Source organism: Rhodococcus spelaei (assembly GCF_006704125.1).
GTDB lineage: Bacteria > Actinomycetota > Actinomycetes > Mycobacteriales > Mycobacteriaceae > Rhodococcus_G > Rhodococcus_G spelaei.
The window spans coordinates 17,476-43,818 of sequence record NZ_VIGH01000004.1; the positions used below are offsets into that span (position 1 = coordinate 17,476).

The following is a 26,343-nucleotide window of genomic DNA, read 5'->3' on the forward strand; positions in this document are numbered from 1 at the left end:
TCCTGCAACCTCCATCGCATCGTGTGTGGTGACAGGCAATCGCAGGCTGTGGGCCGGAAGGGGCGTGGCTCCCACTGAGCGGAACCGGACTCCGGCGAGCCTCTACAGGTGTCAGGATCTACCCTCAGTTCGTCGGAAGTGGAAGAAGTGGGGGACAGTGATGCCGAGGCTTGCGGAGGCACGGGACGCGGCCGAGCCGAGCTCGGTGGAACAGCGGGCGCGGCACGGCCGGATCCTGAAGGTCGCCGCCCAGTTGGGTGCGGAGAAGGAACTCGAGCGAGTGCAGATGCAGGAAGTGGCCAAGCTCGCGGGCGTCGCGATCGGCACCCTGTATCGCTACTTCCCGTCCAAGACCCACCTCTTCGTTGCCGTCATGGTCGACCAGATCCAGCGGATGGGGGATCAGCTGTCCCGGCGGTCGCGGGCTCACACGGGCCCGTCCGACGCCGTCTACGACGCACTGCTGCAGGCCACCCGTGCGCTGCTGCGGACACCGCTACTCGCGACGGCGATGATCCAGTCCGCCGCGACGTCCAACGCCGCGACCATTCCCGACGTCGCCAAGATCGACCAGCAGTTCGACCGGTTGCTGCTCGACGCGGCGCGGATCGAGGAGCCGACGGTGCGGGACGCGACGGTGCTCCGGTTGGTGGTCGCGCTGTGGTTCGGCCTGATCCAGTCGGGCCTCAACAGCCGTACCTCGATCCCCGAGATCGAGTCCGACCTGCGGATCGCGTGCGACCTGCTGCTCGGCGAGCTGCCGGTGCACCCGTTCTGACCGACTCCGAACCGGCCGACGGCGTGACCTGAGCTTGCAGCCAGGTCACGCCGTCGGCTGTTTCAGCTGCCGAACGGGTTGGGGTTGATGTTCCAGCTGGACCCGGTGTTGCCCGAGGATCCGGCGGGCAATGCGGGGACCGCACCGCCAGCGGACAGTTGTCGTCGCAGCTGGTCCGCGACGGCGACGGGTGTGGCCTTCCCGTCGTTGGCGAGCACGGTGACCGACCATCCCGTGGTCGGGACGAGTTCGGTGACGCTCTGTGAGCCCGCGCCCGATCCGTTTTTCAACGCGTAGGGCAGCTCGACGGGAAGGGCCGGGTAGAGCTGCCAGGCCATGCCCATCTGCATGTCGGTCCCGGGCTTCCCCGGTGCGATGTATTCGAGTGTCTTCTTCAGGGTGGGCGCCAGCGTGCCCGGTCCCCTGCCCATCGTGGCGACCGCCCACTTGGCCATGTCCTCAGCGGTGCTGACCAGGCCGCCGGCCCCTGCCAGCGCCGCAGTGTTGTTGCGATAGCAGGTGGGCACTCCGTCGTCGTACAGAACGGTGAGATTCGGATTCGGTTCCGTCTCGAGCTTGGTGTCGGCCATGAGGAGCGGGCCGGTCAGTTCCTTCGCGACGGCCTCAGCGAACGTCGAGTCAGCGTTGCCGAAGGGCGTCGTCAGCACGGAACCGAGCAGTCCGTAACCCCAATCCGAGTACAGCCAATCAGTTCCCGGCTCGAAGACCATGCTGTTGGGCAGTCCCAGGCCGGCACCCAGTTTCGCGACGTCGTACGTGGCCTCCGCATCGCAGCCGGCCCCTAGGTTGACGGGATAGTCGGCAAGCCCGGACCGATGGGTGACCAACTCGCCCAGCGTGATGGGCGGTCCACCCGGGCTCGGAAGGGTCGGTACGGTCGCGCCGGAGTTCGCCTGGATGTGGCTCTGGGCGGTGTCATTGAGACCTGCCTTGCCCTGGGCGATCCTCAGGGCCAGGAGCGCTGCGGTGAAGGTTTTCGTCTGCGAATCGAGCTGGAACTGGGTGTCGGGTCCGACCAGTCGGCCGGTGGCCTTGTCGGCCTGGCCGACGTAGTACGTCGTGACGATCGACTTTCCGGGGTCGTCGGGTGACGGTTTCGTGATCGCGATTGCCGAGCCAGGAATGCTCAGGAGGTGCTGCTGTACGGCCGCGGCTACGGCCTGCTGCTCCTTCTCGTCTCCGACGTTCGAGCCATTGTTGAAGGACACGGCCTCGGCGGCTTGGCCGACCCCGGCGAGTCCGAGCGAGGATGCGACGGTGAGTGCGGTGGCGAGGGCCGCGATGGTGACGCGGCGGGTTGTGGAGCGTGCGGTCGTCGGGCCGGAAGGGCCGTCACCGCACCAGAGGCTGCGTATTCCGAGATCTCCACGATTCGGGTGCACGACCAGGGACGGTACCGTCGCGCCGCGGCCGCCGCGAGCCGAAACCGTCGTGCCGGTCTGTTTCCGGCCTGGGTGCCGGAAGCACCGCATCTCGCTCGGTGGGACGACCCCGGACATTGCCGCCCGGCGATTAATAGAATACGTTTCAGAAACGTCTTCGTCAGGGGAGAAAACATGAGTAACGTCGTCATTGTCGAGGCAGCACGCACACCGAGCGGCCGCCGCCGCGGACAGCTCGCCGGGGTGCACCCCGCCGTGCTGCTCGGCCACGCCCAGAAGGCGCTCCTCGACCGCACCGGGCTGCCCGCCGACCAGATCGGCCAGCTCGTGGGCGGCGCCGTCACCCAGGCCGGGGAGCAGTCCAACAACGTCACCCGCCAGGCCTGGCTGCACGCCGGCCTGCCGTACACCTCCGCCGCGACGACGATCGACTGCGCATGCGGCTCCTCCCAGCAGGCCGTCCACATGGTCGCCGGGCTGATCGCCTCCGGCCAGATCGACGCCGGCATCGGCTGCGGCGTCGAGGTGATGAGCCGCGTGTTCCTCGGACAGGCGAACGCCCCCGGCACCGGCAACCCGTACCCGGACGACTGGACCATCGACATGGGTGACCAGTTCACCTCCGCCGAGCGGATCGCCACCAACCGCGGCATCACTCGGGCCGACGTCGACGCGCTCGGCCTCGAGTCGCAGCGTCGCGCCGCCGTCGCGTGGGCCGAGGGCCGCTTCGACCGCGAGATCGTGCCGGTCAAGGCGCCGGTCATCGACAAGGAGACCTTCGCCCCGACCGGCGAGTTCGTGGACGTGACCCGCGACGGCGGCCTGCGCGAGACCACCGCCGAGGGCCTCGCCGGCCTCAAGCCGGTCATCGAGGGCGGCATCCACACCGCCGGCAACTCGTCGCAGATCAGCGACGGTGCCGCAGCGGTGCTCCTGATGAGCGAGGACAAGGCCCGCGAGTCCGGGCTGCGCCCGCGCGCCCGGATCCTGGCCTCGACCCTCGTCGGCTCGGACCCGTACTACCACCTCGACGGCCCGATCGACTCCACCCGTGCGGTGCTCGAGCGCACCGGAATGTCCCTCGGCGACATCGACATCGTCGAGATCAACGAGGCCTTCGCCTCCGTGGTGCTGTCCTGGGCGCAGGTGCACAAGGCCGACATGTCGAAGGTCAACGTCAACGGCGGTGCCATCGCCCTCGGTCACCCGGTCGGCTCGACCGGCTCGCGCCTGATCACCACCGCGCTGCACGAGCTCGAGCGGTCCGACAAGTCCACCGCGCTGATCACCATGTGCGCCGGCGGCGCCCTCTCGACCGCCACCATCATCGAGCGCATCTGACCTCCCGTTGTTCGACCCCCACCGCGGCGTGAACGGACCGTTCAGGTCCTCCAGGAGCCTGAACGGTCCGTTCACTCGGTGAGGTCGACGCAAACGGCTAGAATTTCTTCTACTTAAGGATCCATTCATGACTATTGGACTGAGTGACGAAGACCGCGAGCTCCGCGACTCCGTGCGCGGCTGGGCGGCACGCCACGCGACCCCCGAGGTGATCCGGGAGGCCGTCGAGGCCAAGGTCGAGGTTCGCCCGACCTACTGGGGTTCCCTCGCCGAGCTCGGCATGCTGGGCCTGCACCTGCCCGAGGAGGTCGGCGGCGCCGGCTTCACCGTGCTCGAAACCGCCATCGTCGCAGAGGAACTCGGCCGCGCGATGGTGCCGGGACCGTTCCTGCCCACCGTCGTCGTCTCCGCGGTGCTGCACGAGGCCGGACGCACGGGCGAGCTCGAGGGCCTGGCCGACGGCTCGCTGTTCGGCGCGGTCGCGCTGCAGCCCGGCGGGCTGCGCATCGTCCGCGACGGTGACGATGTCACCCTGTCCGGCACGTCGAGCCTGATCCTGGGCGGCCAGGTCGGCGACGTCTTCCTGCTCGCGGCGGACGACGCGGGCGAGCTCGCATTCGTCGTCGTCGACCGCGATCGCCTGGACATCACCGAACTGCCCAGCCACGACGTGGTCCGCCGCAACGCCGAGATCACGGCGGACGGCATCGCGCTGGCCGACGGTGACGTGCTCACCCTCGCCGCACAGCGTGCCGTCGACATCGCCGCCACCCTGTTCGCCGCCGAGGCGTCGGGTCTCGCGGACTGGGCCACCACCGCCGCCGCCGACTACGCACGGGTGCGTCAGCAGTTCGGCCGGGTCATCGGCCAGTTCCAGGGCGTCAAGCACAAGATTGCCCGGATGCTCGGCCGCACCGAGCAGGCCCGCGTCACCGCGTGGGACGCCGCCCGCGCACTGGGCGAGGACGTCTCGGCCGCCGAGTCGTCGCTCGCCGCCGCCGTCGCCGCGTCCGTCGCGCCCGAGGCCGCGCTCCAGGTGACCAAGGACTGCATCCAGGTCCTCGGCGGCATCGGTTACACGTGGGAGCACGACGCGCACCTGTACATGCGTCGCGCGCAGTCGCTGCGAATCCTGCTCGGCTCCACCTCATCCTGGCGGCGACGGGTCGCGAGCCTCACGCTCGAGGGCGCACGCCGAGTGCTGAGCATCGACCTGCCCGCAGAGGCGGAGCAGATCCGCGCCGACGTCCGCGCGGAGCTCGAGCTGGCCAAGGCTCTCGAAGGCGCCGAGCGCAAGGCATACCTGGCCGAGCGGGGCTACACGTCGCCGCATCTGCCCGCGCCGTGGGGCAAGAGCGCGGACGCTGTCACCCAGCTGGTCATCGCCGAGGAACTGCGCGCGGCCAAGGTCAAGCCGCACGACATGATCATCGGCAACTGGGTGATCCCCACCCTGATCGCGCACGGCAACGCGGAGCAGCTGCAGAGGTTCGTCCCGCAGTCGCTGCGCGGCGACATCGTCTGGTGCCAGTTGTTCTCCGAGCCAGGAGCGGGCTCCGATCTCGCGAGCCTGTCCACCAAGGCCACCAAGGTCGAGGGTGGCTGGAAGCTCAACGGCCAGAAGGTGTGGACGTCGATGGCCCGGGAAGCGGACTGGGGAATCTGCCTGGCGCGCACCGACGGTGACGCCGCCAAGCACAAGGGCCTGTCGTACTTCCTGATCGACATCAAGAACAGCGGCCTCGACATCCGTCCGCTGCGTGAGATCACCGGCGAGGCACTGTTCAACGAGGTGTTCCTCGACGACGTGTTCGTGCCCGACGACTGCCTCGTCGGCCAGCCGGGTGACGGCTGGAAGCTGGCCCGCACCACCCTCGCCAACGAGCGGGTCTCGATGACCGGCGGATCGTCCCTCGGTGACGGCGGCGAAGCGCTCGTCGCGCTCGGCAGCAGCCTGCCCGGCGGCATCGACGACGAGCAGCGCACCGTGCTCGGGCAGGTGCTGTGCGACGCGCAGTCCGGTGGCCTCATGGGCCTGCGCACCACGCTGCGGTCCCTGACCGGTGCACAGCCGGGCGCCGAGTCGTCCGTCGCGAAGCTCCTCGGAGTCGAGCACATCCAGCAGACGTGGGAGGTCGCGATGGACTGGGCGGGACCGTCGTCCCTGCTCGGCGATCAGGGACGCACCTCGGCGACGCAGATGTTCCTGAATTCGCAGTGCATGTCCATCGCTGGTGGTACGACGAATGTTCAGTTGAACATCATCGGCGAGCGGATCCTCGGTCTGCCTCGCGATCCTGAACCAGGGAAGTAGGCACACAGCACATGAACCGTACCTTTGTGGTCGGCGTCGGCATGACCAAGTTCGAGAAGATCGAGAGCCGTGACTGGGAGTACCCGGACATGGTGACGGAGGCCGTGGGCAAGGCGCTCGCGGACGCCGGTATCGACTACTCGCAGGTCCAGCGCGCCGCCGCAGGGTACGTGTTCGGTGCGTCCACCGCGGGTCAGCGGGCGCTGTACGAGACCGGGCTCACCGGCATCCCGATCGTCAACGTCAACAACAACTGCGCCACCGGATCGACGGCGCTGCTGATGGCCCGCGAGTGGGTGCAGGCCGGTTTCGTGGACTGCGCGCTGGCGGTCGGTTTCGAGAAGATGACGAAGACGTCGATGACCGGCACCGGTGAGATGCCGAAGGTCACCACCCTCGACGACCAGTTGAAGGTGATGGTCTCGAAGTTCGGCTGGGGCAAGGGCCCGATGACGGCGCAACTGTTCGGCAACGCGGCGGTCGAGCACATGGACCGCTACGGCACCACCGCCGAGCAGATCGCCGCAGTGGCGGTCAAGAACCACAAGCACTCGGTGAACAACCCGTACGCCCAGTTCCAGAACGAGTACACCCTCGACCAGGTGCTGGGCGACAAGATGATTCACGCGCCCCTCACCCGTTCGCAGTGCTCGCCGACCTCGGACGGCGCCGGTGCCGCCGTGGTCGTCAGCGAGAAGTTCGTCCGCGAACACGGACTCGAGGACCAGGCGATCGAGATCGTCGCGCAGGCGCTCACCACCGACACCGCCGAGGCGTTTGCGGAGCAGTCGATGATCGACGTCGTGGGTGCTCCGATGACCCGCGCGGCTGCCGAGCAGGTGTTCGCCGAGTCGGGTCTGACGATCGACGACGTCGACGTGATCGAACTGCACGACTGCTTCGCGATCAACGAGATCATCACCTACGAGGGCCTCGGCCTGTGTGCCCCCGGTGAGGGCGGCAAGCTGGTCGAGTCCGGCGCCACCACGTACGGCGGCCGCTGGGTGGTCAACCCGTCCGGTGGCCTGATCTCGAAGGGCCACCCGCTCGGTGCCACCGGTCTCGCGCAGTGCGCGGAGCTGAACTGGCAGCTGCGCGGGCAGGCCGATGCCCGTCAGGTCGACGGTGCTTCCGTTGCCCTGCAACATAACCTGGGTCTCGGTGGGGCGTGCGTCGTCACGCTCTACCGGTCCGGAACCATTTCCAAGGAGTCATAGACACATGCCGATCGACGTGAGCGCCGCACTGTCGGCCGCCCCCACCGTCCGCGAGGCCAGTTGGACCGAGCGCGACGTACTGCTCTACCACCTCGGCCTCGGTGCCGGAGTGAACGCGCTGGACCCCGCCGAGCTCGGCTGGGTCTACGAGAAGGGCCTGAAGGTTCTGCCGACCTTCGCGATGGTTGCGGGGCAGGGAGTTTCGGCCGGAACACTGAAGCCGGCCGGGATGAACATGCCCGGCATCGACATCGACCTCCGCAAGATCCTGCACGCGGGGCAGGCGCTCACGTTGCACGCCCCGATCCCGGCGTCGGGTTCGGCGACGATCTCGTCGCGGGTCGCCGACGTCTGGGACAAGGGCAAGGCGGCGGTGATCGTGCTCGAGCAGTCCGCGGCCGACGCGGACGGAAACCCGTTGTGGACCACGGCGATGCAGATCTGGGCGCGGGGCGAGGGTGACTTCGGCGGCGACGCCGGACCGGACGTTGCCGCCGCGGCGCCGGAGCGGGCCGCCGACAAGGTGCTGGTTTCGCCGACCAGCACCCAGCAGGCGCTGGTCTACCGGCTCAGCGGCGACCTGAACCCGCTGCACGCCGACCCCACATTCGCGAAGATGGCCGGCTTCGACCAGCCGATCCTGCACGGGCTCGCGTCGTACGGCGTCGTCTGCAAGGCCGTCGTCGACGGTGTCCTCGACGGGGATCCGACTCGGGTGCAGAACTTCTCGGTGCGGTTCGCCGGGTCGCTCTACCCGGGCGAGACCATCGAGACGTCCGTCTGGCGCGACGGCGACACCCTCACCCTGCTGGCCACCTGCCCCGAGCGGGACGGGCAGCCGGTGCTCACCCACGCGACGATGGAGATCCGCTCGTGATGGAGTCCGGGGACCACCCGACCGCCGCGACCCATCCGCACCGGACGGTGCTGACGTCGGCGCCGCAGGATGCGCCGGTGGACCGCGCGACCGCGGCGGCGCGCCGAGTGATCGACGCGATGCTGCGAACCGACCGCGGCAACGCGAATCTGGACAGGGTCGCGGAGGAACTGAACAGCATCGCCGACCATCTCGAGGAGCATGCCCCCGAGGTGGCCGAGCGGATGATCGACATGTGGAGCGGCGAGGGCGTCACTCGCCACGACCCGATCACCGGTCCGGAGAACGCGATTGCGCCGCCCCTGGTGCTCGAGGGTCTCGAGGACGGATCGGTGCAGGGTGTGGTGACGATGACGCTGCCGTACCAGGGCCCTCCGGGGTGCGTGCACGGCGGCGTGTCCGCGATGCTGCTCGACCACGTGCTCGGCGTCGCGAACGCGTGGGGTGGCAAGGCCGGGATGACGGCGCAGCTGAACACGCGCTACCACAAGCCGACACCGCTGTTCGAGCCGCTGACGATCACCGGTAGGCAGATCTCGGTGGACGGCCGCAAGATTCACACCGTCGGTGACATCAAGAACGCCGCCGGCGAGGTGTGTGTCTCGGTAGAGGGGCTGTTCATCGACGCGGGCGTACCGCGCCCCCGCTAACGGGTCGCGGTCACGGGACACGATCACATCCTGGGTGAAGGGAACCATCATTCGGCCTGACCGGTTGATGGTTCCCTTCACCCGTTTCTGACTTTGGGAGAAGACATGGGAAAGTTGGACGGGCGCGCGGCGATCGTGACCGGCGCCGGCATGGGGATCGGCCGGGGCATCGCGGGTGCGTTGGCCCGCGAGGGCGCGGACGTGCTGGTCGCGGAGATCGACGAGGCCGCGGGCGCGGAGACCGTGCGGTGGCTGACCGAAAGATGGGGTGTGCGAGCGACGTTCGTGCGCACCGACGTCACCGATCGCGATCAGGTCGAGGCCATGGTGGATGCCGCGGTCGCGGAGTTCGGCCAACTCGACATTCTCGTGAACAACGCTTGGCGCTCGTTCGGCTACGCGCGGCTCGAGAAGACCGATCCCGACACCATGACGGCCGGCTTCGACATGGGGGTGATGGCCGCATTCTGGGCGATGCAGCGCGCCTTCCCGGAACTGGAGAAGCGCGGCACCGGGAGGGTGATCAACCTGGCCAGTCTCAACGGAGTCAATGCCCACATGTACTCGGTCGCGTACAACGCCGCCAAGGAGGCCCTGCGCGCACTGACCCGGACCGCCGCCCGCGAGTGGGCGCCGAACCAGGTGTGCTGCAACGTGATCTGTCCCGGTGCGCAGAGCGCGGCGTACAAGCGGGTGGCCGACGCGAACCCGCAGATGGCGGCGTCGATGGCCTCGGCGAACCCGATGGGACGCATCGGCGACCCACTCGACGACATCGGTCCGGTCGCCGCCTTCCTGGCGAGCGACGAGTCTCGTTACCTCACCGGCAACACGCTGTTCGTCGACGGCGGCGGGCACATCAACGGCGTGCAGTGGGCGCCGCAGGTGGACTGAACGCGTCCGCCGGGTCACCCCGGGAGGGGGCTGTCCGGCGCCAGGGCCTTGCTCAGTGACGCCAGGACCGCGGCACCGGCATCCTTGACGTTGCCCTGGTCATCGAACCCGGCCGGCTGATAGCTGGTGACGACCGCGATTGCGAGCTTCTTCGGCGGCAGGTACCCGACGATCGCTCCGCTGCCGGCGTACAGCTTGTTTCCACCGATCCACGGTCCCTGCAGCAGTACCGCCATCCCGAACGAGTGCTCGGCGGTGTTCTGCGCGCACGCGGCGCAGCCCTGTGCGGGGTGGCCGAAGCCGGCCAGGTTCGGGTCGACCTGGGCCCGGTGCGACTCGGGGGAGAGCAGTGTGCCCTCCCCGACCGCCTGGATCGAGGTGGTGAGGTCCGTGACGTCGGTGGTCTGCAGTGCGCCCTCCGGGGCCGTCCAGGACGGGTTCCAGAACGTCGACTCCTCGTAGAACGGTTTGTCCGGTGGGACGCCGAGCGTCTCGCGGCGCTCGGAGCTGAAGGTGTGCAGTACCGGTTCGGGGATCTGCGGGGTGTCCGAACCGTGGGTGTGCTTGAGTCCCATCGGGCCGACGATGTACTCGGACATCAACTCGCTCAGCGGTTTACCGCCCACCTTCGCCAGCACGGTGCCGAGAATCGCGTAGTTCGTGTGGGAGTAGGCCCAGTTGGTGCCGGGTGGGAAGGTCGGCGGCGCGGACGTGCCGATCGTGATCAGCTCCCCGGTCGTCCACTGCCGGAACGGGTCCAGGTATGTGCCGTCGGTGACCGCGGGCTGGTAGACGTAGTCGGCGTAGCCGGACGTGGAGTTGGCGAGCATCTCGATGGTGACGGCGTCCGCCTGGGGCAGGTCCGGCAGGTACTTCGACAGCCTGTCGTCGAGGCTGATCTTCTTCTGGTCGACGAACTGCAACAGCATCGTCGTGAGGTAGGTGTACGCGACGAATCCGTTGCGTACCTGCATGTCCGGCGTTGCGGGTACACCTGTCATCGATTCGCCGAGAGCACCGGTGTAGGTGTCCTGCCCATCGGTGGTCACCCGCACGATGAGCGACTTCAGGTTGTACTTCGTCATCGCGTCCCTGGCGATGGCCTCGACCTGTTGCTGCTCGGGTCCCGAGACTGTGGTGGAGGAGGCGGCGTCGTTGCTCGTAGTGGCACCCGAACACGCGGCGGCGGTCAGCCCGAGGACGACGGCCAGCGCGACAGTCAGTGCCTGCCGGCGATGCTGACGTGCGTACGCAGGCCGGCGGGGCGCTGCCTTGGGTCCGATCAGCACGATCTGTCCTCCAGACTCCGGCGAGCGCCGGTCCGCGGAGCCGATCTCCTCACGATCGACGCTAACAGCGCGGGCGCGTGCCGGGACCGGGATGCGAGGAACGGGATGCGAGGAAGCAACTCGTCGGCGTCAGACCCAGGCGCGGTCGGATGCCCGCGGATTGCCGGTCGGCTCGGAAAGTACTGATCCGGGCGCAAATTCATTCTGTACAGATCGTGCAATCTGTACAGACTGCACGATCTGTACAGATTGATTTCGCCGACCAATACAGTCGTTCGGGGCGGATCTGGCCGTCCACTTCGGCGAGGAACGTGGCTCAGAACCGCCAGAAGATCGGGATCACCACCACCGCGACCACCAGGAACCACGCCGTCATGGCCCGACCCATGCGCCAGTAGTCGCCGAACCGATAGCTGCCCGGACCGAGGATCGTCATGTTGGCCGTCGTCGTCGCGGGTGTGCAGTTCGGCAGCAGGCGGGTACCGACGAGCACCGCGATCGCGACGGTGCCGCTACCTGCTGCGGGCCTTCTGCTTCTTCCCCGGCCGCCGACCGGGGCCCGGCGGCTGCGCGGCGTTGGTGGTGTCCAGCGCGACCTCGCCGGGCATCCGGCCGGCCGGGATGATCGCCAGCAACGCCAGTCCGGCCAGCGCAATCAGCGAGGTCCGCAGCGCGCGAACGCGGGCGTCGGTGTTGATCACGACCGCCTCGTCGACCTGCTCGGGTGTGGCCGAGGTCCGATCGAGTACGTCCTTCAGGTGGTCGTTGGACACGAAGTTGATGTCGTCGAGATTGACCTCGGACTTCAGCGAAGCGGGAATGGTCGGGTTGTCCACGAGCTGGGTCGTGATGAGCGAGCCCAGGATGCCCACCGCGAACACACTCGCGACGGCGATGCCGACGCTGCCGGACATGTTGTGTACCAGGCCTCGCCACGCGCCGACGTCACCGGCGAGTTCCTTCGGTGCGGAGGTCAGCAGGGTGTTGAAGACGAGCGCGACGATCGCGCCCTGGCCGAGGCCGAGGGTGATCAGGCCGACGACCACCAGGATCTGGTGCCAGTCCATCCGAATCGTGAAGGCGAGCAGGGTGAGTCCGGCGGCGACGACCACGAAGCCGACCCGGGCGATCTGCCGCGGCGAGTACGTCTTGTAGAGCCGGGCGACGACCGTCGAGGCGATGAAGATCGACAGCGTGTACGGGATGATCGAGAACGACGTCGCAAGGCTGCTGCGCCCCTGGACGATCTGGATGTACAGCGGGATCAGGAAGTTCGCGGCGGTACCGACGAACATCATCAGCGCCATGCACAGCGTGGTGGCCCGCTCGGCGCCGGTCTTGAGGACGTCGAGGTTGAACAGCTGCGGTTTGCCCTCTCGCTTCTGCTTGCGGGTCCACGCGAAGAAGGCCTGGGTGAGCAGGCCGCCCGCGAGGATCAGGATCAGTGCGGGGGAGATGCCGAGGATCTCGAACGGGGCGGACGGCGTCGCCAGGACCAGGCCCCACGCGTTGAGGCCGCTGAAACCGAAGCTGAGCGCGATGACGGCAACGGCGGCGAACGCGGCTCCAACCCAGTCGATTTCGACCTCGGGGGCAGGCGGCACGATCTTGATACGGAAGCTCAGGATGAGGTTCACGACGGCGAGTGCGACGATCAGCGCGAACGAGTACCGCCAGCCGATCGTGGAGGCGAAGGTACCCGCGATGAGCAGCGCGAGGACGCCTGCCGCGGGGATGGCGGCCGCGAGGTATCCGATGGACTTCGCCTGCTGGTCGCCCTGGTAGTTGGCCGCGATGAAGACTGTCAGCGCGGGGGCGATCAGGGCGATCACGGCACCGGAGGCGGCCTGTGCGATGAAAAGCATGGCCGGGCTGACGCTCACCCCGACCGCGGCCATCGCCGCGCCGTGGATGACCACCGCGATCTGGAAGACGCGGCGGGTGCCGAACTTCGCGCCGATCTTGGCGCCGAGCAGGATGAACGCGGCCATCGCGAAGGTGCCTGCTGTGATCGCGGTGCCCACGCTCGTCGCCGGCGTGTCCAGGTCGGTGGTGATGCCGGCCATCGAGACCGTCAGTGCATTCACGGCGAACGAGGCCTGAATCTGCGTCAGCACCACCACGATCAGTGGCAGCCACGACGCGTTCGTTCCCGCGGTTGGTGTCGCTCTCGCGCCTGGCGTTGTGGACATCTACGCCCTCCCCTTGTCGGTGTTAGACGGTCGGTCGAACGACATTCAGCCGTTGCTGCCGGAACTTCCGGAGCTCCCCGCACTGCCGGAGCTGCCCTCGCCGCCGGCCGAGCCGAGGCTGCCGGTGTCGATGCCGAGCAGGGCCAGGACCGCGCCGACTGCGCCGGGAGTGTCCACCACGGCACTGCCGAGCTGGATCACCGAGGAGCCCACCTCGATCTTGGAGCCGACGAACACGGGCTTGAAATCGACGGCCGCCTTGGTGACGTTCGGGTTGGTGCAGACGCCGATCGCCACGTAGACACCCGCGGGAACGTCCTCGACCTCCCAGGTCCGTTGGCTCACGAAGCGGGTCATGACGTTCAGGGCCGGGCCCCACTGGAAGATCGCCGGGTCGAGCTGGTCGAGCGGCGGGATGGTGCCCGCTGCCAGGTCCGGCAGCAGGGCTACTCCCTTCGCCGGGTTGATCAGGGCGGCAGTGCAGACGGTGGCGATGTGTGCGAGTGAGGTGTTCGGGTTGACGAGATGAATCGTCAGGTGGTTGCCGTCCACCGTGGTGGTCAGCGTGGGGGCCACCGGCTCCGGCAGCACAGACGCCGGGTCCGGGGCCGCCGCCGCGACAGGTGCCCCGAGGAGTGTGAGGGCGAGCGAGGCTGTTGCCGCGAAACCCCAGATCGTGCGAATCGACTTCGAGCCTGCTTTGACAACGCTCACGCCATCATCCCCTTCCGGGAGGAACTCGATTCCGAGCGGTCCGAATCACCCGGGATCATTCCAGACCGATCGGTTCCGTGACGGGATGTTCGGGCCAACGCGAAGAGATTCCCCCGTGCTACGGAACGAGCGGGCCCCCAACCGACGAGGTCGGTTGGGGGCCCGGCGATTCGTTCGGTGTTGGCGTCGGATCAGGCCAGCGCCTTGGCCTTCAGCTGATCGAACTCGGCCTGCGAGATCGTGCCGGCATCGAGAAGTGCCTTCGCGTCGGCGATCTGCGCGGCGCCGGATCGGCCGGCAACGTCGCGGATGTAGGCGTCGGCTGCCTGCTTGGCCTCCTCGTGGGACTCGCGGTTGCGCTCAGCAATCCCGCGACCACGGGTCAGCAGGTAGGCGAAGGCAGTCAGGTACGGCAGCAGGATCAGGCCGATGATCCACAGGATGCGAGCCACGCTCGACATCGTGCGGTCGCGGAACAGGTCGGTGAGGACCTGGAACAGGATCAGCAGGTAGGCCACGAACGCGAAGACGACGAGCGTGTACCAGAACAGATCCCAGATCGAATCCAACACGGAGACTTCCCCCTTGTATGAGTGCCCCGGGTCCGGGGCGTGCCTCCAGACAATAGTCAGCAACTTTGTCGGGCGCGCGGACGGGTGGGCGACACGACTACCGGCCGGCGAGCAGCTGCGCCAGATGCATGCCCTCGCGCCCGGCGAGCTGGACGGCCTGTGTGCGGCAGGAGAAGCCGTCGGCCAGCAGAACGGCGTCCGGTGGCGCCTGCGCGAGTGCGGGCAGCAGTCCGGTCTCGGCGACGGCAACCGAGACCTCGTAGTGGCCCCGCTCCATGCCGAAATTTCCGGCGAGGCCGCAGCATCCGGCGAGTTGACGTACCCGTGCGCCGGCCCGCTCGAGCAGTGCACGGTCGGCGGCGAAGCCGAGCACCGCGTGCTGGTGGCAGTGCGGCTGGACCACCAGCTCCAGGCCGGCCAGGTTGGGTGGCGACCACGGGATCCCGTCGGGTCCGACTGTCGCGGTGAGGAATTCGGCCAGCGTGTGGGTGGACGTGGCGGCTCGAGTGGATCGCGGGTCGTCGGGTAGCAGCTCGAGCAGGTCCGAACGGAGGACGGCGGTGCACGACGGTTCGAGTCCCACGATGGGCCGGCCGGCCTCCAGGTGCGGCTGTAGTTGATCGAGCGTTGCGGCCAGTTGTCGTCGTGCGCCGTCCAATTGGCCGGTGCTGATCCAGGTCAGGCCGCAACAGGTGCGCCGTTCGGTGACGAGCACCTGGTATCCGGCGCCTTCGAGCACCGTCACGGCCGCGCGCGCCACCTCCGGCGAGAAGGCGTCGGTGAAGGTGTCGATCCACAGCAGTACCTCAGGCGACCCCGCCGCGGCAGGAGTCGGGCGTCGACGCCACCACTTGCGGAAGGTCTGCGTTGCGAAGCCCGGAATCTCACGGCGCGGGTCCAGCCCCGCCAGGCGCAGGCCGGACCGGCGCAGCGGACCGAATGCGCTGGCGCCGTTGATAAATCGTGGTGCGAGGGCCGCCACCCTCGTCCAGCGAGGTAGTTGGCCGAGGGTGTAGTGGCTCAGCGGCCGCGGGCGCCCACGATACCTCCGGTACAGCGCCTCCGACTTGTAGGTCGCCATGTCCACCCCGGCCGGGCAGTCCGAGGCGCAGGCCTTGCAGGACAGGCACAGGTCCAGGGACTCGGCCAGTTCCGGCGATCGGAAACCCTCGGCGACCAGCGACCCGTTGACCACCTCCTGCAGCACCCGGGCGCGTCCCCGTGTGACGTCCTTCTCGTCGCGGGTGGCCAGGTAGGAGGGGCACATGAAGCCGCCGGCGGCGGAGGTGTCTGCGCGGCACTTGCCGATGCCGACGCACCGGTGCACGGCTACCGAGAGGTCGCCGCCGTCGCGGGTCAGCGCGTGACCGCCGGCGGGCGGGATCGGGTGGGCCGCGGGCACCCGCAGGTCAGCGTCGACAAGGGCCGGGTCGACGACGACGCCGGGGTTCAGGATGCCCGCCGGGTCGAAGAGGGCCTTGAACCCCGCGAAACAGGACAGGGCGGCGGGGGAGTACATCAGCGGCAACAGTTCCGAGCGTGCACGGCCGTCCCCGTGCTCGCCCGACATCGAGCCGCCGTGCGACGCCACCAGGGCGGCCGCGTCCAGGAGAAACGTGCGAAAACGTTGCGGCGCGCGGTCGAACGGAAAGTCCAGTCGCACGTGCACGCACCCGTCGCCGAAGTGTCCGTACAGCAGTCCGTCCACGCCGTGCTCGCGGGTGAGGTCCTCGAAATCGCGCAGGTAGCGCCCGAGCCGGTGCTGCGGGACGGCAGCGTCCTCCCAGCCCGGCCACGCGGGCCGACCGTCGCGGGTCCGCCCGGACAGTCCGACCCCGTCCGCCCGAATGCGCCAGAGGGCGGCCGATTCCGGTCCGGTCGGCACCACCCGGGTGTCCACCGCGGTGGAGCGCCGGCACAGTTCGGTCGCGGTGGCGACCGCCTCGGCACTGGTGCCCCCGGACATCTCGACGAAGAGCCAGCCCCCGCCGCGGGGCAGCTCCGGGACGGCCGCGGCGCCCTTGTGCTTGCGCACCACGTCCACCAGTCGCGCGTCGATGCCCTCGACGGCGAACGGGTCCGCGGCCATCAGTGCGGGTACGTCGTCGGCCGCGGTCGGCATGTCCGGGTAGCCGAGGACGGCAAGGGCCGTCGCGGTCGGGACCTGGACGAGGTCGACGGTCGCCTCGAGGATCAGCCCGCACGCGCCCTCGGTGCCGACGAACGCCCGCGCCAGCCGCCCGCCGCGCTCGGGAAGCAGATGTTCGAGCGAGAACCCCGAGGCCTGGCGGTCGAACCGGCCGAGTTCGGTGCGCAGGGTGGCGAGGTTGGCGGTGACGAACGCGTCGAGCCCAGGGACGACGCCCAGGTCGTCGGCAAGTTCCCGCTCGCGTCCCGCGCCGTCCAGGATCCGGAGCTCGCGGACGTTGTCGGCGGTGCGGCCCCAGGCCACCGCGCGGGGTCCGCATGCGTTGTTGCCGAGCATGCCGCCTAGCGTGCAGCGGTCCTGGGTGGACGGGTCGGGACCGAAGCGGAGTCCGTGGGTGGCGGCCGCGCGCTGCAGCGAGCTGAGCACGACGCCCGGTTGGATGCGCGCGGTGCGCTCCCGGGGATCGAGTTCCACGATCCGGTTGAGGTAGCGGCTGAAGTCGAGCACCAGGCCCGGTCCGATTGCGTTGCCCGCCACCGAGGTTCCGGCGCCGCGTGCGGTCATCGGGAGGTCGTGTTCGCGCGCGGTCTCCAGTGTCACGGCGACGTCCTCGTCGGTACGTGGGAAGACCACCGCGGTCGGGACGACGCGGTAGTTGGAGGCGTCCGAGCTGTACTCGGCGAGGCGACGCGGGGCGTCGTCCACCTCGCCCGCAATGCGAGCGCGCAACGCGGCAACGGCGGAAGACGCGGCCTGTGAGCTGGACACCGTGCTGATTCTACGGCCGTCGCGCGATTGCCGGCATCGTGAGCAAGGTGAATGGATGTCGTACGCTGAACTATATTGTTAGACAGTATGACTGGACAAACAGGTCCAATTTCCGGGAGTTCGATATCGGGCCGTGCATGGCGTGCATGATGTCTGCTGTCCTGCCTGCTCGCGCTCCATCGAGCCGGTCACTCATCGAGAAGTGGATCACTGTGAAGACATCCCGTAAGAGCATTGCCCGTATGGGCGCCGTCGCCGGCTTCGCCGCCCTGGCATTGATCGCCAATCCGGCACTCGGTTCCGCTACCGTCGCAGGAACCGCCACGGTGACGAGCGCCGACAACAAGGTGACCGTGGCGTTCGCGGACGTCGCCTCCCCGTCCCTGTCGCTGTGCTGGGCGCAGGTGACCGATCCCGGTGGCACCCTGGTCGACGGCAACGCCGTGGCCCTGACCGGGAACCCGGCTTCGGGTAAGTACACCTCCGCGGTGCTCGCCGATGGAAAGTACACCGTCCGGGCCGCGTGCATCGACGGCGACGGGCTGACCTACCTCACACCGCTGGCGGGTGTGCCGGTCACCCTTGGTGATCCGGCCCCCGGCAGCAGCGTGGGTAGTGTCACGCTCGAAACCGGTAGCTCGACCGGCAGCCTGCAGAAGCTCTTCGCGAGCTGACGGGTACCACCACTACCGCGCGGCCAGTCGCGTCCGCAGTTCGGCCAGAAGGTCGGAGTTGTCGCGACGGCCGCGCGGACCCGTGGCCTCGGGGTGGGTGAATGTGTCGGAGCGGGTCCACTCCCGCACTGCCCACCGCTCGGAGATCGCCCACCTTCCGTCCCGACGTTCCATGAGGTCGACGAAGCGGCAGCCGCTGGTGAAGTCGCCGCCGGGTCGCTCCCAGTGCGTGTTCGTCGAGTAGGTCTCGCTGATCGCGACGTCTCCGTACAGCTCCACCAGATGGTTTCCGACGGCGTGCATGGTGCCGCCGAGCAGTTCGAGTTTCGGCTGCACCCAGGCGATGTACTCGTCGACGGTTCCGTCGAATCCGGTGTGGTGGTCGATGCCGTCCGGGTGGTAGCAGCTGCGCACGAGCTCGAAGTCGAGGCGGTCGATGCCGCGGCAGTACCGCATCACCACCTCGTAGATGGCCTGTTTGTCGAGCAGATCCCTGAGCTCCCGCGACTCGACCGTGGTCACCGTGCCTCCTCCTTGAGTCCGACCATCCACTCCACCAGCGCCGGGACCTGCTCGGCGCCGACAGCGAACGCCGCGGGCCGGAACACCACGACCGTCGCGCCCGCCCGGTGCCAGCGCAGTGCCTTCTCCGCGGTCGCGTCGAGATTCACCGTGCCGTTCGCGTCCCGCTCGGGTATCACCGACACCTGGATGCGCGCCGAGTGCGGATCACGACCGTGCTCGGTGAAGCACTCGCGCAGCAGCGCCACATTCTCCGCGAACGCTGCCATGTCGGTCGGGTTGACGGTCCAGCCGTCCGCGACTCGGGCGATCCGCTCGAAGTTCCGCCTACTGGGACCGAAGCCGAACAGGACCGGCAGCCGATCCTGCATCGGCTGGGGCAGGCAGTGGAAGTCGTAGAAGGAGAAGTCGCGGCCGCGGAAGGTGGCCGGCGCCTTGGTCCACAGCTCGCGACAGGCAGCCACGGTCTCCTCCATCCGCCCGAATCGGGCGTCGAAGGGCATGTTGGTGGCTGTGTACTCCGCCTCCTGCCAGCCGACGCCCATCCCGATCGCGACCCGACCGTCCGACAGTGCGTCAAGGGTGGCGATCTGTTTGGCCAGCAGGACCGGCGGCCGCACCGTCGCGATCAGCACAGACACCCCGAGCATGGCACGTTCGGTGACCGCGGCCACCGCGGAGAGCAGCGAAATCGGTTCGTACCACGGATGGTCGAGCGCGAACGCGAAGCCGTGCTCGCGGACCCGCTCGGCGTGCGCGGTCGCGTTGAACCCGAGGTGGTCGCCGGTCGAGATCAGGTCGACGCCCGCCCGATCTGCGAGGGCTGCGAGCTCGATCATCGACCGTGCCCGGCCATCGTAGAGGGCCTCGGCCCCGAGCAGGTTGAGCCCGATCTCGAGTGGCGCCATGGGTTTCCGTTCTGTCGACTACGGCCGGGGGAGTTCCCGCTCGTCGAGTACGCGTCGGAACGGCCCCGGTTCAGGACAGGGCGCGCCGGGCGTGCGCGGTCAGGTCGCCGGTGCGGTCGATGCGGCACAGCCTCTGGGTGAACCGCCACCGCCCGTCGATGCAGCCGAACGTGTCGAAGTAGCGGCCGATCAGGATCGGCTGCAGCGGCAGCTCGTCGGTGCCCTGCAGGACGGTGATGTAGGAGTGCGCGCTGGCCTCGATGTTGTTGTCCGCCACCGAGACCCGAACGTTGGTAATGACGTGCTTGGTGCCCGGGGTCGGTGGGTTGCCGTGCATCTGGACGAACGACTCGTTGGCGCGCAGCACCGCGGCCGGATCCCGATCGATGAGACCACCGATCGGGATCCCGTTCGCGTCGCACTGGCCGTACGTCGCGTCGGCGAACAGTTCAGCCACCACGGTCAGCTCGCCGCGGTCGATCAGGTGCGAGTACTGATAGATCAGGTCGCGAATCGCCTCGGTCGCGGCGAGCCGCTCGACGTTGTGCTGCAGGTCCATTCTCAGAACTTGACCTTCATGCGGGACACCTTGCCGGTTGCGTTGCGCGGCAGGGGCTCCGTGGTCAGACGCCACCGCGTCGGCACCTTGAAGTACGACAGGCGCTCGGTCGCGAACTGACGCAGTTCCTCCTCGCCGACGGTGGCACCGGCGCGAACCACCACGATCGCTGCGACCTCCTGGCCGAGATCCTCGTGTGCCTCGCCGACGACAGCGCACTCGACGACGTCGGGGTGCTCGTCGAGAACCTGCTCGATCTCCGTCGGGTAGATGTTCTCGCCGCCGCGCAGGATCAGGTCGGAGCGGCGGCCGGTCAGCCGAAGCCGTCCGCTGTCCATCCGGCCGAAGTCGCCGGTGTGCAGCCAGCCGCCCTCGCGGATCGACGCGGCGGTGGCCTCCGGGTTCTCCCAGTAGCCGAGCATGACGTAGGGGCTGCGCACGCAGACCTCGCCCTCCTCACCCTCCGGCAGAACGTCGCCGAACGGGTCGCGGATCTCGAGCGCGACACCGAAGATCGGCCTGCCGAGTGTGCCGGGGAACTGCTCGACGTCGATCGGGGTGGCGACCGCGATGCCGGTGCTGCACTCGGTGAGACCGTAGCTGTCGACGAGCGAGTTCTTGGCGAACGGCACCTCCTCGCGCAGACGCTGCTTGAACGCCACCGACGACGGGGCAGACGCCAGCGAGAACGCCGTCATCGACGAGGTGTCGTACTTCCGCACGTTGCCGTGCTCGATCAGCCGGGCCGCCATCGTCGGCACCGCGCCCCAGTTCGTGATCTTCTCGCGCTCGACCAGCGCGAGCACCCGGTCGACGTCGAAAGCGCCCTGGGTCATGATGATCGCGCTGCCGGACACGGCCTTCGGCACGATGATGTTGTGCAGGCTCGCGATGTGGAAGAGCGGCGAGCTCAGCAGGTACCGCGCGTCGCTGGGGCGGTTCGGGTCGTACTCGCGGCCGGAGAACGCGTCGATCATGGCGTCGCTGTACCGATGGTAGTCCGACACTGCGATCAGGTTCCGCTGGGAGTGCAACGCGCCCTTGGGCTTTCCGCTGGTCCCGCTGGTGAAGAGGATGACCGAGGGGTCGTCCTCGTCGACGTCGGCAGTGCGCAGTTCGGCGCCCCGGTTGGCCTCGATCAGGCGCGGGACGTCCTGCTCCATGGTGAGCACGGGCAGGTCGACGTCCGACTCGGCGACCAGCGCGGCGCGCTTGGCGTCGACGATCAGCACCTTCGGGGTGGTCAGCGCGACGCCGTACTCGATCTCCCGCGGCACCCACCAGGCGTTCAGCCCGACCGCGATCGCGCCGAGCGACTGCGTCGCCCAGAAGGCGATCACCCACTCGACGGTGTTCGCGGCGAGGATGCCGACCCGGTCGCCCTTGCCGACGCCGTACTCGTCGGCGAGGACCTTCGCGAAGGCCGCCACCTGCTCGCCGTGCTCACGGAACGAGAGCCGGCGGTCCTCGGTGACCAGGTAGTCGCGGTCGCCGTGGGCGAGGGACGCCGTCAACAGCTCGTGCACGGCCTGCTTCCGCTCGCGCATCACCGGCATCCGCGCACCCCGGACGTCCTCCTCGACGAGCTCGAACGGGGCGTCCGGTCCCGTCAGTCGGGAAACAACGGCGGCCAGGTAGGCCTGCGGATCGGTGGAAGTCGTCATGCGGGGTATGACCTTTCTCACGTGCTACGAATTGCAGAGCAACATCTCATGTGGGCCCGGGGCCGCGGAGGGCTTTTCCACTGACCGAGACTCGGTAGGTCGGTCGCGGAACGCCTGGATACCGTCGGCGCACATTGTTGTACGAGGAGCTGTTCATGACCGATCCGGAATTGCCGATCGCCGGCTCGTGTCATCACCACAACAAATGTAAGTCTGCCACTTACGGTGGCACCCGTTGCGCGCTGAATCCGAAGCCCGCAAACCCGCCCGTGGCCGCGTGAAGACGGCCGCAGTGATTACCCAGTCACCGAGTACAGGAGTCGAGTTGGAACGCGCCACCATTGCCGAGATGTTGCTCGACCGTCTGGGTGACGAGCACCTGGGCGTGCGGACCCGGGAGCAGGACTGGACGTGGGACCAGACGGTTCGCGAGAGTGCGGCCCGCGGAGCGCTGGCCACGTCGCTGCGGGTCGAGGGGCAGTTCCACATCGGCGTGCTGCTCGAGAACACGCCCGAGTTCCTGTTCTGGCTCGGTGGCGCGGCACTGTCCGGCGCCGCGATCGTGGGTATCAACCCGACCCGCCGCGGAGCCGAGCTCGAGGCCGAGGTCCGCTACGTCGACTGCCAGCTGATCGTGACCGACGCGGCCGGCATGGATCAGCTCCGCAGACTCGACCTCGGGCTGACCGAGGACCGGTTCATCCTCGTCGACGACCCGGCGTACCTGGACCGGGTCGCCGCGCATCGCGTCGAGCAGCCGGTCGCGGCTCCGGCCGTGGACGAGTCGACGCTGTTCCTGCTCCTGTTCACCTCCGGAACCACCGGCATGTCCAAGGCCGTTCGCTGCAGCCAGGGCCGGCTCTCCCGGCTGGCGTACGCCAACTCCGCCAAGTACGGGCACGTCCGCGAGGACGTGGACTACTGCTGCATGCCGCTGTTCCACGGCAACGCCCTGATGGCGCTCTGGGCGCCGGCGCTGGCCAACGGCGCGACCGTCTGCCTGCCGCAGGCGCGCAAGTTCTCCGCGTCCGGCTTCCTGCCCGACGTGAAGTTCTTCGGCGCGACCTTCTTCACCTATGTCGGCAAGGCGCTGTCGTACCTGATGGCGACGCCCGAGAAGGCCGACGACATCGACAACTCCCTGGTCCGCGGCTTCGGCACCGAGGCGTCCCCCGAGGACCAGGCCGAGTTCGTGCGACGCTTCGGAGCCTCGCTGTTCGAGGGCTACGGCTCGTCGGAGGGCGCCGGTTCGGTGAAGCTCGACCCGGAGGCCCCCGAGGGGGCGCTGGGCCGTCCCGCGCACGACGAGATCGCGGTCGTCAACCCGGAGACCCGGGTCGAGTGCGTGCGAGCGAAGCTCGACGAGCACGGCCGGGTTCTGAACCCGGACGAGGCGATCGGCGAGATGATCGACAAGGGCGGCGCCAAGCGGTTCGAGGGCTACTACAAGAACGAGCAGGCCGTCGCGGACCGCATCAAGCACGGCTGGTACTGGACGGGCGACCTCGGCTACATCGACGAGGCCGGCTTCATCTACTTCGCCGGTCGCAAGGGCGACTGGATCCGCGTCGACGGGGAGAACACGTCCGCGCTGATGATCGAGCGGATCATCCGTCGGCATCCGAAGGTCATCGCGACCGGCGTGTACGCGATTCCGGACCCGAAGTCGGGCGATCAGGTGATGGCCGCGATCGAGGTCTCCGATCTGACCGACTTCGATCCGGCCGAGTTCGCGTCCTTCCTGGGCTCGCAGGACGACCTGGGCACCAAGTCCGCTCCCCGGTTCGTCCGCGTGTCAACCAACCTCCCGGTCACCGGGTCGAACAAGGTGCTCAAGCGGGAGCTGCAGGCCCAGGTGTGGCGATGTGACGAACCGGTGTACCGCTGGGAGGGACGAGGCGAGCCCGACTACGTCCTGATGGCCGACGATGACAAGCGTGAACTGGAAGCGCAATTCGTGGCGTCGGGACGACAGCGGTTCCTCGGGGCCTGAGTTGTCCGCGCCCGAGGTGCAGGGACCCAGCGGCCGCCCCGTCGTCCTCGTGACCGGAGCCAGCCGTGGAATCGGCCGGGAGGTCGCACTCGCCTTCGCCCGCAACGGATTCGACGTCGCGCTGACGGCGCGAACCGTGCGGGAGGGTGAGGGTCGGGTGGCACCGCGCACCCGCGGTGAGCTGATCCCGGTGCCGGGCAGCCTGGAGACCACGGCTGCGGAGGTGCGGGCGTTCGGCGTCGACGCGCTGGCCGTCCCGATGGACCTGCTTGATGGGGCGTCGGTGTTCGCTGCCGCCGACCGGGTGCTCGAAACCTGGGGCCGCGTAGACGTTCTCGTCAACAACGCCTACGCGCAGACCGCCGGGAACATGGACCGGCTGCTCGACATCGAGCTCGACGACGCCACGGCGATGATGCGCGGCAACTACCTGCACCAGCTCGCGCTGATCCAGCGGTTGCTGCCGGCGATGGTCGGGCGGGGGTCGGGTGTCCTGATCAACCTGGTGTCCGGATCGGCGACGACTGATCCGCCCGCTGCACCGGGCGAGGGCGGCTGGGGGCTGTCGTACGCGGCGTCGAAGGCCGCGTTCGGCAGGCTTGCCGGCGCCGTCAACGCGGAGTACCGGCATCTCGGTGTGCGGGCGTTCAATCTCAGCCCCGGCTTCGTGGTCACCGAGTCGGGTGCGGCCCGCGGCGGCACCGACGCGATCACGGGCAGCGGGTTCGATGCCGTGCCTGCAACGGTTCCCGCCGCGGCGGCGGTGTGGCTGGCGACGGCTCCGGGCGCCGACCGCTTCCTGGGCAAGGTCGTGTGGGCTCCGAAGCTGGTGGAGTCGATCGCTGTGTGATCGCGCTGCGGGGCAACGGAAAGGGTCCACGCCTACACCACTTCTACTACTGGCGGTAGTAATGCATGTCACACATCATGTCGACACGGTGTCGATATGATGTCGGCAACGTGTCGATAAATCTGGGTATCCGCCTGCGATCGGCGCGCGCACCGTACCGACGACCAGTGGAGTCCGAAGCATGTTCCTTGCCCTGCGCGAACTGTGGTTCGCGCGTACCCGATTTCTCCTGATGGGCGCGGTCGTCGCCCTGATCTCCATCCTGATGGTGATCCTGTCCGGGCTCTCGTCCGGCCTGGTCAATGACGGTGTGTCCGCCCTGCAGCGCACGCCGATCCAGGCATTCGCCTTCGAGCAGGGAACCAAGACCGACTCGGCGTTCTCACGGTCCGTCGTGACCGAACAACAGGCGCAGCAGTGGCGCGACCGGCCCGACGTCGAGGATGCCGCGCTGTTCGGCAACATGATCGTCAACGCGAAGACGGGCAGCGGCACCCCGGTCGACCTCACGCTCTTCGGCATCGAACCGGGCTCGTTCCTCGAGCCCGCCGCCGCCGAGGGGACGGGCCTACGGTCGGACACCGACATCATCGTCAGCTCCACGCTCCGTGACCAGGGGGTGGCGCTCGGTGACACCGTCATCCTCGACCGGCTCGGCACCACACTCGATGTCGTCGGATTCACCGACGACAAGCGCACTTTCGGTCACGTCGACGTCGCCTACCTCCCGCTGCGCACCTGGCAGGAGGTGCACGCCGGCGCCAAGGTTGGCGAAAAGCCCGGTCCCAGCGCATATTCCGAGGCAAGTGTCGTCGCCGTCCGCGGCATCGACGGCTCGGTGCCGAACCTCGCCGCGGGTGACGCGGCCGCCGGGACGTCCGCGAAGACGCTCGACGAGTCGTTCGACTCGTCACCGGGCTTCTCCGCCGAGATGATGACCATGTCGATGATCAAGACGTTCCTCTACGCGATCGCAGCCCTCGTCGTCGGCGCGTTCTTCACAATCTGGACGGTGCAGCGCAGTCGTGAACTGGCGGTCCTGCGGGCAATGGGAGCGTCCACCGGATTCCTGCTGCGCGACGGGCTGGTGCAGGCCGTCGTCGTGCTGCTCGGATCCATCGCCGTCGGTGTGCCACTGGGGCTCGGCCTCGGTTCCGGACTCGAGGGCAGTGGCATGCCGTTCGCGCTCGAGACCGGACCGGTCGTCAACGGCGCCGTCCTGCTCGCCGCCCTCGGCCTGGTGGGCGCCGCGGTCGCCATCGTCCGCATCACCCGTGTCAACCCGCTGACCGCGTTGGGAGAGAACCGATGACCACGACCACGACGACCACCACCGGCCTCGCGCTGACCGACGTCAGCCTGCGGTTCGGGGACGGCGACTACACGGTCCTCGCCCTCGATCGGGTGAACCTGCGAGTGCCTCGCGGCGAGCTCGTCGCGATCGTCGGTCCATCCGGGGCGGGCAAATCGAGCCTTCTCGCGGTCGCAGGTGGGCTGAGTCGTCCGTCGAGCGGATCGGTGGACGTCGACGGCGTCGACGTCACGGCCATGCCCGCCCGCGCGCTGGCGAAGCTACGGCGCGACAAGGTCGGGTTCGTCTTCCAGTCGGGGAATCTTGTTCCCGCGCTGACGGCGCGCGACCAGTTGCGGCTCGTTCCGAAGATCACCGGCCGGCCCGGCCGCGACGTCGACGAACTGCTCGACTCGGTCGGGATGAGCCGACGCGCCGACCGCAGGCCGGGACAGCTCTCCGGCGGCGAACGCCAGCGGGTCGGGATCGCACGCGCGCTCATGGGCGGTCCGTCGCTGTTGCTCGTGGACGAGCCGACGGCGGCGCTCGACCGCAAGCGCAGCCACGAAGTGGTCGAACTGCTCGCGCGCGAGACCCACGAGGTGGGCGTCGCTACGATCATGGTTACCCACGACCACGACGTGCTGGTGCACTGCGACCGCATCCTCGAAATGGTTGACGGCCAACTGCAGCCACACAAGTAGCTCGCTCGCGAGCGTCGAGG

General features: G+C 68.5%; 23 protein-coding genes. 12 read left to right on the forward strand and 11 right to left on the reverse strand.

Features of this window, described 5'->3' with window-relative positions; translation table 11 throughout:
• The first annotated feature begins 160 nt into the window (after positions 1-160).
• On the forward strand, positions 161-778 hold the full coding sequence (locus FK531_RS09480) for a TetR/AcrR family transcriptional regulator (protein WP_142098329.1): 618 nt from the start codon (positions 161-163) through the stop codon (positions 776-778).
• Between the two features lie 62 nt (positions 779-840).
• Here FK531_RS09480 and FK531_RS09485 read toward each other — a convergent pair whose 3' ends face one another.
• On the reverse strand, positions 841-2,181 hold the full coding sequence (locus FK531_RS09485) for a serine hydrolase domain-containing protein (protein ID WP_181762887.1): 1,341 nt from the start codon (positions 2,179-2,181) through the stop codon (positions 841-843).
• A gap of 174 nt (positions 2,182-2,355) precedes the next feature.
• On the opposite strand from FK531_RS09485, the gene FK531_RS09490 reads away from it, so the two are divergent.
• The 6 genes from FK531_RS09490 to FK531_RS09515 all read left to right on the forward strand — a co-directional run bounded on the left by FK531_RS09490 (position 2,356) and on the right by FK531_RS09515 (position 9,474).
• Complete coding sequence (locus FK531_RS09490; RefSeq protein WP_142098335.1) at positions 2,356-3,522, forward strand: steroid 3-ketoacyl-CoA thiolase; 1,167 nt, start codon at positions 2,356-2,358, stop codon at positions 3,520-3,522.
• Positions 3,523-3,649: 127 nt separating this feature from the next.
• Positions 3,650-5,836: an acyl-CoA dehydrogenase family protein gene (locus FK531_RS09495; RefSeq protein WP_142098338.1), complete on the forward strand. Its 2,187-nt coding sequence runs from the start codon at positions 3,650-3,652 to the stop codon at positions 5,834-5,836.
• 11 nt (positions 5,837-5,847) lie between these two features.
• On the forward strand, positions 5,848-7,053 hold the full coding sequence (locus FK531_RS09500) for a lipid-transfer protein (RefSeq protein WP_142098341.1): 1,206 nt from the start codon (positions 5,848-5,850) through the stop codon (positions 7,051-7,053).
• A gap of 4 nt (positions 7,054-7,057) precedes the next feature.
• Positions 7,058-7,930 (forward strand): MaoC/PaaZ C-terminal domain-containing protein, encoded by an 873-nt coding sequence (locus FK531_RS09505; protein ID WP_142098343.1) that lies wholly within the window; start codon positions 7,058-7,060, stop codon positions 7,928-7,930.
• Positions 7,930-8,580 carry a PaaI family thioesterase gene (locus tag FK531_RS09510; protein WP_142099511.1) on the forward strand — a complete coding sequence of 217 codons (651 nt, stop codon included), beginning with the start codon at positions 7,930-7,932 and terminating at the stop codon, positions 8,578-8,580. The genes FK531_RS09505 and FK531_RS09510 overlap by 1 nt, the downstream gene beginning before the upstream one ends.
• A 105-nt stretch (positions 8,581-8,685) precedes the next feature.
• Positions 8,686-9,474 (forward strand): SDR family NAD(P)-dependent oxidoreductase, encoded by a 789-nt coding sequence (locus FK531_RS09515; RefSeq protein WP_142098346.1) that lies wholly within the window; start codon positions 8,686-8,688, stop codon positions 9,472-9,474.
• 14 nt (positions 9,475-9,488) lie between these two features.
• Here the strand turns inward: FK531_RS09515 and FK531_RS09520 are convergent, their stop codons facing one another.
• From FK531_RS09520 to FK531_RS09545, 6 genes are all read right to left on the reverse strand, one after another.
• Positions 9,489-10,763, reverse strand: a complete 1,275-nt coding sequence (locus tag FK531_RS09520; protein WP_142098349.1) for a serine hydrolase domain-containing protein — start codon at positions 10,761-10,763, stop codon at positions 9,489-9,491.
• Positions 10,764-11,079: 316 nt separating this feature from the next.
• The gene (locus FK531_RS22320) at positions 11,080-11,256 is read right to left on the reverse strand and encodes an anion permease (RefSeq protein ID WP_181762888.1); all 177 of its coding nucleotides are present in this window, start codon (positions 11,254-11,256) and stop codon (positions 11,080-11,082) included.
• Positions 11,257-11,275: 19 nt separating this feature from the next.
• Positions 11,276-12,955: an MFS transporter gene (locus tag FK531_RS09530; RefSeq protein ID WP_142098355.1), complete on the reverse strand. Its 1,680-nt coding sequence runs from the start codon at positions 12,953-12,955 to the stop codon at positions 11,276-11,278.
• 45 nt (positions 12,956-13,000) lie between these two features.
• Positions 13,001-13,669 carry a hypothetical protein gene (locus FK531_RS09535; protein WP_142098357.1) on the reverse strand — a complete coding sequence of 223 codons (669 nt, stop codon included), beginning with the start codon at positions 13,667-13,669 and terminating at the stop codon, positions 13,001-13,003.
• 191 nt (positions 13,670-13,860) lie between these two features.
• Positions 13,861-14,241: an SHOCT domain-containing protein gene (locus FK531_RS09540; RefSeq protein ID WP_142098360.1), complete on the reverse strand. Its 381-nt coding sequence runs from the start codon at positions 14,239-14,241 to the stop codon at positions 13,861-13,863.
• Positions 14,242-14,338: 97 nt separating this feature from the next.
• Positions 14,339-17,158 carry an FAD-binding and (Fe-S)-binding domain-containing protein gene (locus FK531_RS09545; RefSeq protein ID WP_142098363.1) on the reverse strand — a complete coding sequence of 940 codons (2,820 nt, stop codon included), beginning with the start codon at positions 17,156-17,158 and terminating at the stop codon, positions 14,339-14,341.
• A gap of 242 nt (positions 17,159-17,400) precedes the next feature.
• Between FK531_RS09545 and FK531_RS09550 the strand changes: the two genes are divergently transcribed.
• A complete protein-coding gene (locus FK531_RS09550) occupies positions 17,401-17,832 on the forward strand; it encodes a copper resistance protein CopC (protein WP_142098366.1) in 432 nt (143 codons plus the stop codon).
• A 12-nt stretch (positions 17,833-17,844) separates the two neighbouring features.
• Here the strand turns inward: FK531_RS09550 and FK531_RS09555 are convergent, their stop codons facing one another.
• The 4 genes from FK531_RS09555 to casG form a co-directional block, all read right to left on the reverse strand.
• Positions 17,845-18,354: a nuclear transport factor 2 family protein gene (locus tag FK531_RS09555; RefSeq protein WP_290367618.1), complete on the reverse strand. Its 510-nt coding sequence runs from the start codon at positions 18,352-18,354 to the stop codon at positions 17,845-17,847.
• Positions 18,351-19,262 carry a TIGR03619 family F420-dependent LLM class oxidoreductase gene (locus tag FK531_RS09560; protein WP_142098369.1) on the reverse strand — a complete coding sequence of 304 codons (912 nt, stop codon included), beginning with the start codon at positions 19,260-19,262 and terminating at the stop codon, positions 18,351-18,353. The genes FK531_RS09555 and FK531_RS09560 overlap by 4 nt, the downstream gene beginning before the upstream one ends.
• A gap of 70 nt (positions 19,263-19,332) precedes the next feature.
• Positions 19,333-19,821: a nuclear transport factor 2 family protein gene (locus tag FK531_RS09565; protein ID WP_142098371.1), complete on the reverse strand. Its 489-nt coding sequence runs from the start codon at positions 19,819-19,821 to the stop codon at positions 19,333-19,335.
• A gap of 2 nt (positions 19,822-19,823) precedes the next feature.
• Positions 19,824-21,485, reverse strand: coding sequence for a steroid-24-oyl-CoA synthetase (casG, locus tag FK531_RS09570; protein WP_142098374.1), 1,662 nt, complete (start codon positions 21,483-21,485; stop codon positions 19,824-19,826).
• A gap of 349 nt (positions 21,486-21,834) precedes the next feature.
• Between casG and casI the strand changes: the two genes are divergently transcribed.
• From casI to FK531_RS09590, 4 genes are all read left to right on the forward strand, one after another.
• The gene (gene casI, locus FK531_RS09575; protein WP_220126940.1) at positions 21,835-23,478 is read left to right on the forward strand and encodes a steroid-22-oyl-CoA synthetase; all 1,644 of its coding nucleotides are present in this window, start codon (positions 21,835-21,837) and stop codon (positions 23,476-23,478) included.
• 49 nt (positions 23,479-23,527) lie between these two features.
• Entirely contained in the window at positions 23,528-24,328 is an 801-nt protein-coding gene (locus FK531_RS09580) for an SDR family NAD(P)-dependent oxidoreductase (RefSeq protein ID WP_246098073.1), read from the forward strand.
• 181 nt (positions 24,329-24,509) lie between these two features.
• A complete protein-coding gene (locus FK531_RS09585) occupies positions 24,510-25,640 on the forward strand; it encodes an ABC transporter permease (RefSeq protein ID WP_142098382.1) in 1,131 nt (376 codons plus the stop codon).
• A complete protein-coding gene (locus FK531_RS09590; protein WP_142098384.1) occupies positions 25,637-26,323 on the forward strand; it encodes an ABC transporter ATP-binding protein in 687 nt (228 codons plus the stop codon). Before FK531_RS09585 ends, FK531_RS09590 begins: the two co-directional genes overlap by 4 nt.
• Positions 26,324-26,343 lie beyond the last annotated feature (20 nt).

Excerpts from the sequence above, each read along its gene's own strand:
- FK531_RS09565 (WP_142098371.1), bottom strand. The coding sequence starts at position 19,821 with ATGGACCTGCAGCACAACGTCGAGCGGCTCGCCGCGACCGAGGCGATT.
- FK531_RS09500 (WP_142098341.1), top strand. The coding sequence starts at position 5,848 with ATGAACCGTACCTTTGTGGTCGGCGTCGGCATGACCAAGTTCGAGAAG.
- casG (WP_142098374.1), bottom strand. The coding sequence starts at position 21,485 with ATGACGACTTCCACCGATCCGCAGGCCTACCTGGCCGCCGTTGTTTCC.
- FK531_RS09495 (WP_142098338.1), top strand. The coding sequence starts at position 3,650 with ATGACTATTGGACTGAGTGACGAAGACCGCGAGCTCCGCGACTCCGTG.
- FK531_RS09530 (WP_142098355.1), bottom strand. The coding sequence starts at position 12,955 with ATGTCCACAACGCCAGGCGCGAGAGCGACACCAACCGCGGGAACGAAC.
- FK531_RS09550 (WP_142098366.1), top strand. The coding sequence starts at position 17,401 with ATGGGCGCCGTCGCCGGCTTCGCCGCCCTGGCATTGATCGCCAATCCG.
- FK531_RS09560 (WP_142098369.1), bottom strand. The coding sequence starts at position 19,262 with ATGGCGCCACTCGAGATCGGGCTCAACCTGCTCGGGGCCGAGGCCCTC.
- FK531_RS09510 (WP_142099511.1), top strand. The coding sequence starts at position 7,930 with ATGGAGTCCGGGGACCACCCGACCGCCGCGACCCATCCGCACCGGACG.
- casI (WP_220126940.1), top strand. The coding sequence starts at position 21,835 with ATGTTGCTCGACCGTCTGGGTGACGAGCACCTGGGCGTGCGGACCCGG.
- FK531_RS09480 (WP_142098329.1), top strand. The coding sequence starts at position 161 with ATGCCGAGGCTTGCGGAGGCACGGGACGCGGCCGAGCCGAGCTCGGTG.
- FK531_RS09585 (WP_142098382.1), top strand. The coding sequence starts at position 24,510 with ATGTTCCTTGCCCTGCGCGAACTGTGGTTCGCGCGTACCCGATTTCTC.
- FK531_RS09490 (WP_142098335.1), top strand. The coding sequence starts at position 2,356 with ATGAGTAACGTCGTCATTGTCGAGGCAGCACGCACACCGAGCGGCCGC.
- FK531_RS09505 (WP_142098343.1), top strand. The coding sequence starts at position 7,058 with ATGCCGATCGACGTGAGCGCCGCACTGTCGGCCGCCCCCACCGTCCGC.
- FK531_RS09590 (WP_142098384.1), top strand. The coding sequence starts at position 25,637 with ATGACCACGACCACGACGACCACCACCGGCCTCGCGCTGACCGACGTC.
- FK531_RS09515 (WP_142098346.1), top strand. The coding sequence starts at position 8,686 with ATGGGAAAGTTGGACGGGCGCGCGGCGATCGTGACCGGCGCCGGCATG.